The organism is Pseudoduganella buxea, from assembly GCF_009720835.1.
In the GTDB taxonomy this organism is placed as follows: Bacteria; Pseudomonadota; Gammaproteobacteria; order Burkholderiales; family Burkholderiaceae_D; genus Rugamonas; species Rugamonas buxea.
In genome coordinates this window covers 50,267-62,739 of sequence record NZ_WNKZ01000026.1, presented here as the reverse complement: position 1 = coordinate 62,739, position 12,473 = coordinate 50,267, and the positions used below count along the sequence as shown (strand labels likewise).

The 12,473-nt window shown below is 65.5% G+C and carries 9 protein-coding genes and 6 tRNA genes; 2 read left to right on the top strand and 13 right to left on the bottom strand.

All coding sequences use genetic code 11. From position 1 onward, the window contains the following. The 11 genes from GM672_RS11470 to gltX all read right to left on the bottom strand — a co-directional run. The coding region (locus GM672_RS11470; protein ID WP_503826359.1) for a cytochrome c oxidase subunit 3 family protein at positions 1–327 on the bottom strand (327 nt) is incomplete at its 3' end. After that, positions 324–2,135, bottom strand: coding sequence for a cytochrome c oxidase subunit I (gene ctaD, locus GM672_RS11465; RefSeq protein ID WP_155470663.1), 1,812 nt, complete (start codon positions 2,133–2,135; stop codon positions 324–326). The genes ctaD and GM672_RS11470, both read right to left, overlap by 4 nt. A gap of 94 nt (positions 2,136–2,229) precedes the next feature. Continuing rightward, entirely contained in the window at positions 2,230–3,330 is a 1,101-nt protein-coding gene (locus tag GM672_RS11460; RefSeq protein ID WP_155470659.1) for a cytochrome c oxidase subunit II, read from the bottom strand. A 7-nt stretch (positions 3,331–3,337) separates the two neighbouring features. Next, entirely contained in the window at positions 3,338–3,832 is a 495-nt protein-coding gene (locus tag GM672_RS11455; RefSeq protein WP_229417685.1) for a hypothetical protein, read from the bottom strand. A gap of 251 nt (positions 3,833–4,083) precedes the next feature. Continuing rightward, a tRNA-Glu gene (locus tag GM672_RS11450) sits at positions 4,084–4,159 on the bottom strand. 41 nt (positions 4,160–4,200) lie between these two features. Next, positions 4,201–4,276: transfer RNA gene (locus GM672_RS11445), tRNA-Ala, on the bottom strand. Between the two features lie 56 nt (positions 4,277–4,332). Next, positions 4,333–4,408: transfer RNA gene (locus GM672_RS11440), tRNA-Glu, on the bottom strand. Between the two features lie 29 nt (positions 4,409–4,437). Further along, a tRNA-Ala gene (locus GM672_RS11435) sits at positions 4,438–4,513 on the bottom strand. 175 nt (positions 4,514–4,688) lie between these two features. Next, positions 4,689–4,764, bottom strand: a tRNA-Glu gene (locus tag GM672_RS11430). Positions 4,765–4,796: 32 nt separating this feature from the next. Further along, positions 4,797–4,872: transfer RNA gene (locus tag GM672_RS11425), tRNA-Ala, on the bottom strand. Positions 4,873–4,936: 64 nt separating this feature from the next. Next, positions 4,937–6,346, bottom strand: a complete 1,410-nt coding sequence (gltX, locus tag GM672_RS11420) for a glutamate--tRNA ligase (RefSeq protein ID WP_155470657.1) — start codon at positions 6,344–6,346, stop codon at positions 4,937–4,939. A gap of 85 nt (positions 6,347–6,431) precedes the next feature. On the opposite strand from gltX, the gene GM672_RS11415 reads away from it, so the two are divergent. After that, on the top strand, positions 6,432–7,895 hold the full coding sequence (locus GM672_RS11415; RefSeq protein ID WP_155470656.1) for a serine hydrolase domain-containing protein: 1,464 nt from the start codon (positions 6,432–6,434) through the stop codon (positions 7,893–7,895). A 70-nt stretch (positions 7,896–7,965) separates the two neighbouring features. On the opposite strand, the gene GM672_RS11410 is transcribed toward GM672_RS11415, so the two are convergent. Beyond that, positions 7,966–9,063: a WD40/YVTN/BNR-like repeat-containing protein gene (locus GM672_RS11410; RefSeq protein ID WP_211517352.1), complete on the bottom strand. Its 1,098-nt coding sequence runs from the start codon at positions 9,061–9,063 to the stop codon at positions 7,966–7,968. 37 nt (positions 9,064–9,100) lie between these two features. Beyond that, positions 9,101–10,183 carry an iron-sulfur cluster carrier protein ApbC gene (gene apbC, locus GM672_RS11405; protein ID WP_155470655.1) on the bottom strand — a complete coding sequence of 361 codons (1,083 nt, stop codon included), beginning with the start codon at positions 10,181–10,183 and terminating at the stop codon, positions 9,101–9,103. A gap of 151 nt (positions 10,184–10,334) precedes the next feature. Between apbC and metG the strand changes: the two genes are divergently transcribed. After that, positions 10,335–12,473, top strand: a complete 2,139-nt coding sequence (gene metG, locus GM672_RS11400; RefSeq protein WP_155470654.1) for a methionine--tRNA ligase — start codon at positions 10,335–10,337, stop codon at positions 12,471–12,473.

The window sequence follows — 12,473 nt, the reverse complement described above, 5'->3', positions numbered from 1 at the left end:
CAGCGCCGCCCTGCGCCCCCGCCGGGCCAGCCGCGCGGCCACCTGCCAGCCCAGGCTGGCGCCGCACAGCAGGATCGTCGACAGCCACAACTGCCAGGGCACGGGCGGCGGCGGGCGCCAGTCACCGTAGCCGATGCGCATCATGTAGGCCACGGCGAACAGCGCGAACAGCGCGCAGACGACGGCCATGAAGGTCCACAGGCCGACCTGGGCGGCGCTGAGCGACGTCGCACCGCCGCCGGGCCAGCCGTTGCCGCTGCGCTCGAGCGGCTGGAACGAGGCGGCCGGGGCGCCAGGCGCGATACGCGACAGCAGGCCTCCTTTCATGGCAGGCCTCCCGAAGGCTGGACCGGGGCGGGACCGGCGCGAGTGTTCACTTCATCATCCCCCTCATCGGCCTCTTCCGGCCCGACATGCTGGGGCAGGAAGTCGCCTTCCGGGCCCGTGCGGCCGTAGGCATACGGTCCCCGGTAGACGACGGGCAGTTGCGCCCCCCAATTGCCGTGACTGGGCGGCGTCTCGGGTGTCTGCCACTCCAGGCTGACGGCCCGCCATGGATTGCCGCCGGCCTGCCGCCCGCGCACGGCGCTCCAGCCGAGGTTGACCAGGAACAGCAGCTGGGCTGCGCCGACAACCAGTGCCGCCACCGTGATGAAGGCGTTCAGCTGTTGCGCCGATTCGGGAATGAATTGGTAGTTTTCAAAGGCGTAGTAGCGGCGCGGCATGCCCAGCAAGCCCAGGTAATGCATGGGGAAGAAGATGGCGTAGGCACCCAGGAAGGTGATCCAGAAATGCAGCCGGCCCAGTGTCTCGTCATACATGCGGCCGCTGACTTTCGGGAACCAGTGGTACAGGCCGCCGAACACGGCCAGCACGGGCGACACGCCCATCACCATATGGAAGTGGGCCACGACGAAATACGTGTTCGACAGGGGAATATCGACGCTGACATTGCCCAGGAAAAGCCCCGTCAGCCCGCCGATCAGGAAGGTGCTGATGAAGCCCAGCGCGAACAGCATCGGCACCGTCATGTGGATGTCGCCGCGCCATAGGGTCAAGCTCCAGTTGTACACCTTCAGGGCGGTGGGCACGGCGATGACGAGGGTGGTGACGGCGAAGAAGAAGCCGAACAGGGGGTGCATGCCGCTGACATACATGTGGTGGGCCCACACGACAAAGCTCAGCGCGCCGATGATGACGATGGCCCACACCATCATCCGGTAGCCGAAGATGCATTTGCGGGCATGCACGCTGATCAGGTCGGAGATGATGCCGAAGGCCGGCAGCGCGACGATATACACCTCGGGGTGGCCGAAGAACCAGAACAGGTGCTGGAACAGCAGCGGGCTGCCGCCGCTGTAGCCCGTCGGCTGCCCCATCGATACGAGGGCCGGCATGAAGAAGCTGGTGCCCAGCACCCGGTCGAGCAGCATCATCACGCCGCTGACGAACAGGGCGGGAAACGCCAGCAGGGCCAGGATGGTGGCGATGAAGATGCCCCACACGGTGAGCGGCATGCGCATCAGGGTCATGCCCCGCGTGCGTGCCTGCAGCACCGTCGTCACATAGTTCAGGCCGCCCATGGTGGCGGCGGCGATGAACACGAGCAGCGACACGAGCATGACGACGATGCCGCTCTCGACACCCGGCGTGCCGGGCAGGATGGCCTGGGGCGGGTACAGGGTCCAGCCCGCACCCGTGGGGCCGCCGGGCACGAAGAAGCTGCCGACGAGGATCAGCACGGCCAGCAGGTAGAACCAGAAGCTGAGCATGTTCAGGAAGGGGAACACCATGTCGCGCGCGCCCACCATCAGGGGGATCAGGTAGTTGCCGAATCCGCCCAGGAAGAGCGCCGTCAGCAGGTAGATCACCATGATCATGCCGTGCATCGTGATGTACTGGTAGTAGCTGGCCGGGTCGATGAAGTCGAACTTGCCGGGAAAGCCCAGCTGCAGGCGCATCAGGCCCGACAGCACGATGCCGATAATGCCGACGGCGATGGCCGTCACGGTGTATTGAATGGCGATGACCTTGTGGTCCTGGCTCCACACGTAGCGGGTCCAGAACGAATGGGGCGCGTGGCCGTAGCCCTGCCCTTCGGCGACGGCCGCGCCACCCGGGCCGTGGGCTGGCATGCCATCGCCCGGCACGCCGTCACCTGCCCCGCCGCTACCGCCTGCCCCCCGGCCGCCGTGCTCGTCGTTGTCCATGACTGCTCTCCCCTGTGCTTCAGCGCAGCGACTTGATGTAGTCCACCAGGGCCGCCAGTTCCGCCTCGCTGACCTGGCCCGGCGGCATCACGGGCGGGTAGCCCTTGACGATCTTCGCGTTCGGACGGGTGATCGATTCGCGCAGGTAGGCGTCGTCGACGGTAACGGCGGTGCCGCCCTCGACCGGCTCGCTCTTGCCGGACAGGCCCTTCCACGTGGGCCCCACGCCGGGCCGGCCGTCCACGCTGTGGCAGGCGATACAGCCCTTGGACTGGGCCAGCAGCCGGCCCTGCTTGCCTGCCTCGGCGGGCCCGCCGATGCCGCCCACGCCGCGCCCGCCGAATGTAGGCTGCCTGGCCAGCCAGGCCGCATACGTGGCCGCGTCGTCGACGACGACATAGCTGCGCATGTTCGAGTGGCCCACGCCGCACAACTGGGCGCACAGCACTTCGAAGCGCCCCAGGCGTTCCGGCGTGAACCAGAAATGCGTCACCATGCCGGGCACCATGTTCATGCGCGTGCGGAACTGCGGCACGTAAAAGTCATGCAGCACGTCCTGGGCGCGCAGCTGGGCCAGCGCGGGGCGCCCGATGGGCAGGTGGATTTCCTGGCCGTCGACGAGCACGTCGTCCTGGCCGTACGGGTCCTGCGGATTCATGCCGAAGGGATTGGCGGCCTGGATGAAGCGCACGTCGGTCGTGCCCAGCTTGCCGTCACGCCCGGGCAGCCGGTAGTGCCACTGCCATTGCTGGCCCATCACTTCGAATACCATCGCATTGCGGGGCGGGTCGATCAGGCGCGCATACACCGTCAGGCCCGGCGCCAGCAGGCCGATGATGCCGACCGTCGTCACGCCGATCAGCCACCACTCCAGCTTGCGGTTGCCGTGCTCGGGCGAGGCGCGGTGGCCGGCCCGGTGCCGGAAGCGCACCACCGCGTACGCCACGAACAGGTGCAGCGCGACGAAGGCGACACCGGTAATGGCAAAGGTCAGCATCAGTGCATCGTCCATCGCATGCCAGTTCGACGCAATGGGCGTGATCCACCACGGGCTGGCGAAATGAAACGCCAGCGAGCCGATGGCGACGAGCACCAGCGCCACTGCCACCGTGACGGCCATGGCGCACTCAGGCGGAGCGGCCGGGCCGCTCGAGCAGGCGGTAGATCAGGGCCGTGGCCATGCCGAACACGACGTGCCCCAGCAAGGTGGCCCAGCCGCGCGCCTCGATAAACCACGGCAGCACGGTGGCGATCACGTAAAAGTTGAACAGGTACAGCGCGACCCCGAACACGGCGCCCGCCAGCAGCGCCATGCCATGGCTGGAATCGAGCTGGAACGGCGCGATCAGCGCGCACAGCACGAGGCCGAAGAAGGTGCCCAGCAGGTAGTGCACCGTCAGCGCGCTGGCCAGCACGGCAAGGCTGTACCCGCCCACCTGCAGCACGGCGTCGCCCATGATCATGGCGGCGATCAGGCGCGGCATGCGCCAGGGGTCGAGATCCATCACCGCGCAGAAGGCCAGTTCCAGCAGCATCAGGATGCCGCCGGCACCGAAGCCGGCGATGGCTGCAACGGTCCAGTCCGCGTTACGGGGAATGAACCGGTGCGAATGCAGTTTCATGCGAAGTTCCATCGTTGTCTCCCCATGGATTGACCGCGCCGCGGGCACTGCCAGGCGCCGCCTGAATTCAGTGTATGCCGTCTTCGGCCGCTGGCAAGGGGAGAACATTGCAAGGCGCGAGGAACTTTTCTCGGCAGCGAAGTTCGGGGAGGGATGAGGAAAACGGCCGCAGCGGAGCGCAGATACAGACGCAAAAAAACCGCTCATGGCGGCTCGACGACTGCTTGACGTTGATGCCCGGCTGAAAAGCCTGGCGTCCCCACGGGGATTCGAACCCCGGTACTCACCGTGAAAGGGTGATGTCCTAGGCCTCTAGACGATGGGGACCATGGAACGACTACTGCTTATGACTACCACTGTCTGCACGTTGGTGGAGGTAAGCGGGATCGAACCGCTGACCTCTTGCATGCCATGCAAGCGCTCTCCCAGCTGAGCTATACCCCCCGGGTGCAGACAATTTACTGACTTAATTTACTGACTTTACTACGACCAGGATGACCTGGCGTCCCCACGGGGATTCGAACCCCGGTACTCACCGTGAAAGGGTGATGTCCTAGGCCTCTAGACGATGGGGACCTGGATACCGCATTTTCATCCGTGCCACTTGGTGGAGGTAAGCGGGATCGAACCGCTGACCTCTTGCATGCCATGCAAGCGCTCTCCCAGCTGAGCTATACCCCCGCTGGCACAGACAAAATAAAAGCCGCTCAACGCGACTTTTGTTACCACTCGCCTTCTATTCGAGGGCCAGTACAACAAACATCAACATCTTGCAAACTTCCGTACAACTACGTCTATTTTACAACATTTACTGCTTTACTACAAGTACTCCGTTTTTCACTACCACCGAAAAACCTGGCGTCCCCACGGGGATTCGAACCCCGGTACTCACCGTGAAAGGGTGATGTCCTAGGCCTCTAGACGATGGGGACCTGGAGTACAACCACTACATCTTCAGCAAAACTGGTGGAGGTAAGCGGGATCGAACCGCTGACCTCTTGCATGCCATGCAAGCGCTCTCCCAGCTGAGCTATACCCCCGTTTGCGAAGAGACAGAAGTATAGCAGCGGGAGCGAAAAACGCAAATACCTCTTTGAAATATTTTCAGAGGAACTTCGCCAGGCGCGCGACCACCACGTCGCGGCCGAACAACTGCAGCACGGCGTCGATGGCCGGGGTCTGCAACTGGCCCGTGACGATCAGGCGCAGGGGCATGGCCAGCTGCGGCATCTTGATGCCGTTCGCCGCCAGCACTTCCTTGATCATCGCGGCAATCGCCTCCTTGCTCCACTCCACCGTGGCGATGCGCTCGGCGAACTGGGCCAGCGCCGGCTTGACGGCATCCGTGAAGTGCTGCGTCATCAGCGCTTCGTCCGGCTGCGGCTGGCGGTAGAACAGCATGGCGGCATCGGCCAGTTCGTTGACGGTATTGGCGCGCTCCTTCAGCAGCGCCAGCACGGTGGCCAATTCGGGCGCACCGTCGAACTGCGCGCCGGCCGCCAGCATGCGCGGCCTGGCCAGGTCGGCCAGGCGGGCATTGTCGGCCTGCTTGATCCAGTGGTTGTTCAGCCAGGCCAGCTTTTCGTTGTTGAACTGGGCCGCCGACGCCGTCAGGTGGTCCAGGTTGAACCACTCGCAGAACTGCGCCATCGAGAACACTTCGTCGTCGCCGTGGCTCCAGCCCAGGCGCGCCAGGTAGTTCAGCATGGCCTCGGGCAGGAAGCCCTGGGCCGGGTATTCCATCACGCTGACGGCGCCGTGGCGCTTCGACAGCTTCTGGCCGTCCGGGCCCAGGATCATCGGCAGGTGGCCGTACGCCGGCAGCGGTGCGCCGATGGCGCGCAGGATATTGATCTGGCGCGGCGTATTGTTGACGTGGTCGTCCCCGCGCAGCACGTGGGTGATGCGCATGTCCCAGTCGTCCACGGCGACGCAGAAGTTATACGTGGGCGTGCCGTCCGTGCGGGCGATGACGAGGTCGTCCAGCTCGCGGTTCGAGATCGTGATGGTGCCCTTGACGACATCGTTCCACGTGACGTCGCCATCCAGCGGGTTCTTGAAGCGCACCACCGGCTTGCGCCCTTCCGGAATGGCCGGCAGGGTCTTGCCCTCTTCCGGGCGCCAGGTGCCGTCGTAGCGGGGCTTCTCGCCCGCTTCGCGGAAGCGCTCGCGCATCGCCTCGACTTCTTCCGGCGACGAGTAGCAGTGATACGCCGTGCCGGCCGCCAGCATCTGCCCGATCACTTCACGGTAGCGGTCCATCCGCTGCATCTGGTAGAACGGACCTTCGTCATGGTCCAGGCCCAGCCACTGCATGCCGTCGATGATGGCCTGCACCGCTTCGGGCGTCGAGCGTTCCACGTCCGTATCCTCAATGCGCAGCACGAAGGTGCCGCCGAAGTGGCGCGCGAAGGCCCAGGAATACAGCGCCGTGCGGGCGCCGCCCAGGTGGAGGAAGCCGGTCGGGCTGGGCGCGAACCGGGTGCGGACGGGGGTGGCTGGTGCAGTGGTCATCTCGGTATGAAGCAATAGGGATAAAGGGCTTATTTTACCCGCAACTGGCTTATACTCGAATCGACAACAACAAAGGAGCCCCGCCTTGACCACCCGCCCTTCCTTGCCCGTTCCACTGTCCGCTGCCCTCCTCTGCCTTGCTTCCCTCACGCTTGCCCTGCCCGCGTCCGCCGCCGACGACCCTGCCCTGGCGCGCCGCATCGCCGCCGTCGAGCGGGGCCTGCTGCCGGCCGTGTCGATCGCCGGCGCGCCGCCCGCCAGGCGCGTGCTGGCCGAGGAAATGGCGCGCCTGGGCGTGCCCGGCGCCAGCATCGCCGTGATCCACGCGGGGGAGATCGAATGGGCACGGGGCTTCGGCGTGGTGACGCCGGGCGGCGCGCCGGTGACGCCGGCGACCTTGTTCCAGGCCGCGTCGATCAGCAAACCCGTGACGGCGATGGCGGCCCTGAAGATGGTGGAGAGCGGCCAGCTGGCGCTGGACCGCGACATCAACGGCTACACCACCTTGTGGAAGCTGCCGAAGGACATGGACAATTCGCCCGTAACCTTGCGCCAGCTGCTGTCGCACACGGCCGGCACCACGGTGCACGGCTTCCCCGGCTATGCCGCCGGCAGCAAGGTACCGACGCTGGTGCAGTTGCTGAACGGGGCCAAGCCGGCCAACACGCGCGGCGTGCATGTTTCCACGCGCCCCGGCACCAAATGGCGCTATTCCGGCGGCGGCTACCAGGTGGTGCAATACGTGATGACGGAGCGGGCTAAAACGCCCTTCCCGCAACTGCTGCAGGACTCCGTCCTGAAGCCATTGGGCATGAACGACAGCAGTTTCGCGCAGCCGCTGCCGCCGGCCCTGCTGTCCCGGGCCGCGCTGCCGCACGACGACCATGGCAAGCCGATAGCGGGCGGCCCGCACACCTATCCGGAGCTGGCGGCGGCGGGCCTGTGGACGACACCGTCGGACCTGGCCAGGTTCGCCATCGAGATCAAGCGCTCGGCGGCGGGCCAGTCGAACAAGGTGCTGTCGCAGTCGATGACGCAGCTGATGCTCACACCCGTGATGGACAACTATGGCCTGGGCCTGGGCATCGACGGCGAAGGCCAGGCACAAAGCTTCAGCCACGGCGGCAGCAATGCGGGCTACCAGAACACGATGGTGGCCTACACGGAACGGGGCGACGGCGTGGTGGTGATGACGAACGGCGACCGGGGCGGCGAACTGGCCAGCCAGCTGGTGCGCGCCGTGGCGGCCGAATACAAATGGCCGACGATGCAGGGCAAGGAGCGCGCCGCAGTGCCGGTCACGCCGGCGGCGCTGGCGGCCCTTCCGGGCAAGTACACGGTCGGCAACCTGGGCGACTTCACCGTCGAGCGCAGCGGCGAAGGCCTGAAGGTGGCGCTGCGTGGCGACGCCTTCGAGCCCCTGTACGCGGGCGCCGACGGCAGCTATTTCGTCACGTCGCGGGAAGCGGAGCTGCGCTTCACGGGCCGCGATGGCGGCGGGCGCCTGAAAGCCGGGTCGCTGGACGTGGAATTTGCCCGCGCAAAATAGGCAGTACCGAATAAACGGACAGACAAGAAAATGGCGGCCCGCGGGCCGCCATCGTCATTTGTTGCAAGGCCTACTTGCCCAGCTGCGGCCCCGCATATTTCAGGATCAGGCCCTTCGGCCCCACCGCCCATCCCGCCGTCGGCGACGCGAAGCCCACCGTGTTGACGGGGGTGCGGTCCAGCACCTTCCACGTCCTGCCCGCATCGAGCGAATAGCCGGAACCGGCCAGACCGGCCGCGACGAACGAATCCGGCGCGCCCGTGACGGGCACCACCACCGACATATACCCCACCGGCAGTACCTGCTGCGGCGCCCACGTGGCGCCGCCGTCCTCGCTGCGGGCACCATTGAGCGTTGCCAGGTGGCGGTCCGAATAGTCGCCGCCCACGGCCAGGCCCACCTGGCTGTCGCGGAAGCCCACCGAGAACACGCCCTTGGCGCCGGCGCCGGCGGGAATCGGCGTGTCGCTGGCCTGCCACGTGCGGCCACGGTCGGCCGAGTGGAACACGCGGGCCCTGGCGCCGCCACCGGTGGCGAACCAGGCGTCATCCGTGCCGGCCACGGAAAGGCAGGTGCCGCTGGCAGCAAACGCCGCCTCGTTCGGCAAGGCCTTCAGGCCATCCGGGTCGACGGCGGCCTGCCACGTGGCGCCGCCGTCGCCCGTGGTCAGGATCTGGTAGGCGCCGTCGACCGGATCGCCGAAGACGATGCCGTTGTCGCGGTCCCAGAAGGCCAGGCAGTCCCAGAAGCCGTTGGCGTCCGGATTGGTGACCTGCAGGGCCCAGCTGGCGCCGCCGTCAGCGGTGCGGTAGATGCGCGACGCATCGCCCGGCCCGATGGACAAGGCCACGGCGGTGTCGGCGTCGAAGGCGTGGATGTCGCGCAGGTCCAGCGCCTCGGCGCCCGGCACCGTGAAGCGCTTCCACGTCCTGCCGTCCACGGTACGCAGCACGGTGCCCTTGGCGCCGCTGGCCCAGGCCACGGTGGGGCTGACGACGGACAGGCCGCGCAGCTGGTTCTCCGTGCCGCTGGCCTGGCGCTGCCAGGGCCTGGCCGCCGTTTCCGGCTTCGGTGTGCGGGGCGTATCCCCCCATGCCGCCATGCTCGGCGGTACTGCCAATAAAGCTGCCAGCGCGGCCAGGGCGGCCGTCACCTTACGTCTTTGCATCGTCAGCGGGGGCATAGCACTCCTCAATGGTTCATGGTTAGTCGTTCTTGATCACGATGGAAGGGAACTTGCTGCTCATGTCCTTGGCCTTTTCGGCCACCTTGATGGCCACCTTCCGCGCGATCTCCTTGTACAACACGGCAATCGGGCCGTCCGGATCCGCCACCACGGTCGGCCGGCCGGAATCGGCCTGCTCGCGGATCGCCATCTTCAGGGGCAGCTTGCCCAGGAAGTCGACGCCGAAGTCCGCGCACATCTTCTCGCCGCCGCCGGCCCCGAAGATTTCCTCCGTGTGGCCGCAGTTCGAGCAGATATGGGTGCTCATGTTCTCCACCACGCCCAGGATGGGGATGCCCACCTTCTCGAACATCTTCAGGCCCTTGCGCGCGTCCAGCAGGGCGATGTCCTGCGGCGTCGTGACGATGACGGCGCCCGTGACGGGCACCTTCTGCGACAGGGTCAGCTGGATGTCGCCGGTACCGGGCGGCATGTCGACGATCAGGTAGTCCAGGTCGCGCCAGTTGGTCTGGTCCAGCAGTTGCTGGAGCGCCTGCGTGACCATCGGGCCGCGCCACACCATCGGCTCGTCCGGATCGATCAGGAAGCCGATCGACGAGACCTGGATGCCATGGCCTTCCATCGGTTCCATCGTCTTGCCGTCCTTCGACAGGGGCCGTCCCGTGACGCCCAGCATGGTCGGCTGCGACGGGCCGTAGATGTCCGCGTCCAGCACGCCCACGGTGGCGCCTTCGGCGGCCAGCGCCAGCGCCAGGTTGACGGCCGTGGTGGATTTGCCGACGCCGCCCTTGCCCGAGGCAACGGCGATGATGTTCTTCACGTTCGGCAGCGGCTTCAGGCCCCGCTGCACCGTGTGCGCGATGATCTTGCTGGTGATGGCCAGGTTGACCTTCAGGCCGAAGGGCTGCAGTGCGGCCAGCACGCTGGCGCGGATCGGCTCGATCTGGCTGTTGGCCGGGTAGCCCAGCTCGATCTCGAGGGCGATTTCGCCGTTCTCGATTTTCAGGTTGCGCACGGACTTGGTGGTGACGAAGTCCTTCGTGGTGTTCGGATCGACCACCTGGGACAGCGCGGCCTTGACGTCTTCGACTGTGATGCTCATTTGATTCTCCGTTGGTGATGCCGCAGTCTAGCGCAAAATGGCAATATTGAGGCCGATGCATGGCCGGCCCCGCATTACTTGCGGCGAGCCGGCCTGCGCGGTGGCGCCCGGCGCTGTTAAAATGCTTCTTTTACCTAACCTCGCGCTGACCATGACTCGCAAGCTGTTCGTCACCACTGCCCTGCCCTACGCTAATGCCGCCTTCCATATTGGCCACATGATGGAATACATCCAGGCCGACATCTGGGTTCGTTACCAGCGAATGCAAAGCGAAGGTGGCGTGCCGCGCGAAGTGCATTTCGTCGGCGCCGACGACACCCACGGCACGCCGATCATGATCGCGGCCGAAAAGGAAGGCATCACGCCGCAGGAATTCGTCGCCAAGATCGCCGCCGGCCGCGCCCAATACCTGGACGGTTTCCATATCGCCTTTGACAACTGGTATTCCACGGATTCGCCGGAAAACGTCGAGCTGTCGCAAGGCATCTACCGCCGCCTGCGCGACGTCGGCCTGATCCAGACGAAAACCGTCGACCGCTTCTTCGACCCCGTCAAGGGCATGTTCCTGGCCGACCGCAATATCAAGGGCGAGTGCCCGAAGTGCGGCGCCAAGGACCAGTACGGCGACAATTGCGAGGTGTGCGGCGCGGCCTACCAGCCGACCGACCTGGTCAACCCGTATTCCGTGTTCACCAACGCGACGCCCATCCTGAAGCCTTCGGAACAGTATTTCTTCAAGCTGTCGGACCCGCGCTGCTTTGAATTCCTGCGCGACTGGCTCAACACCCCGGGCCGCCTGCAGCCGGAAATGGTCAACAAGGTTTCCGAATGGCTGGGCGAGGCGGGCGAAAAGCTGGCCGACTGGGATATTTCGCGCGACGCGCCGTATTTCGGCATTCCCATTCCGGACGCGCCGGGCAAGTTCTTCTATGTGTGGCTCGACGCCCCCGTGGGCTACCTGGCTTCGCTGAAGAACTATTTCAGCAAGAAGAATATCGATTTCGACGCCTTCCTGAACGACCCGGCCGCCGAACAGATCCACTTTATCGGCAAGGACATCGTCTCCTTCCACCTGCTGTTCTGGCCCGCCATGCTCAAATTCGCCGGCCACCCGGTGATCGAGAAGCTGAAGGTCAATGTGCACGGCCACCTGACCGTCAACAACGAAAAGATGTCGAAATCGCGCGGCACGGGCATTTCGCCCCTGCGCTACCTGAACCTGGGCATGAACCCGGAATGGCTGCGCTATTACATCGCCTTCAAACTGAACTCGAAAGTCGAGGACCTCGATTTCACGGGCGAGGATTTCGTCGCCCGCGTCAATTCGGACCTGATCGGCAAATACGTCAATATCGCCAGCCGCTGCGCCGGCTTTATCGCCAAGAAGTTCGACGGCAAGCTGGCCCCGCAACTGTCGGCCACGGCGCTGGACTGGATCAGGAAGGCGCTGACGGACGCCGACGGCGCCGAGCGCCAGGCATCCATTGCGCAAAGCTTCGAGAACCGCGAGTTCGGCAAGGCCCTGCGCGAAATCATGGAAATCGCCGACGTGACGAACCAGTACGTCGACGAAAACAAGCCATGGCTGCTGGCCAAGGATGCGGACAAGACGGCCGCACTGCATGAAGTGTGCACGACGGCCCTGATCCTGTTCCGCCAGCTGACGATCCTGATGTCGCCCGTGCTGCCCGGCGTGGCCGCCAATGTACGCACCTTCCTGAACGACGAGCGCTTCACGTGGGCCGATACGGCCGTGGAAGCGGCCAGCAGCGCCATGCTGGGACGCACCATCGGCGCCTACAGCCACCTGATGACGCGGGTCGACGCCAAGATGATCGAGGAACTGTTCGACGCGCCGAAGGCAGCCCCTGCCCCTGCCGCCGCGCCGGCAGCCGTTGCCGCACCCGTGGCGGCCGCCGCGCCCGTCGACGGCATCGAGGCGCTGGCGCCGGAAATCAAGATCGACGACTTCGTCAAGATCGACCTGCGCATCGCCAGGATCGTCAACTGCGAGCATGTCGACGGTTCCGACAAGCTGCTCCGGCTGACCCTGGACGTGGGCGAAGGGCGCCACCGCAATGTGTTCTCCGGCATCAAGTCGATGTATCAGCCGGAAGACCTGGTGGGTAAACTCACGGTGCTGGTCGCCAACCTGGCGCCCCGCAAGATGAAGTTCGGCGTCTCCGAAGGCATGGTGCTGGCCGCATCCAGCGCGGACGAGAAGGCCAACCCCGGCATCTATATCCTGAACCCGTGGCCGGGCGCCGAGCCGGGCATGCGCATTCGCTAA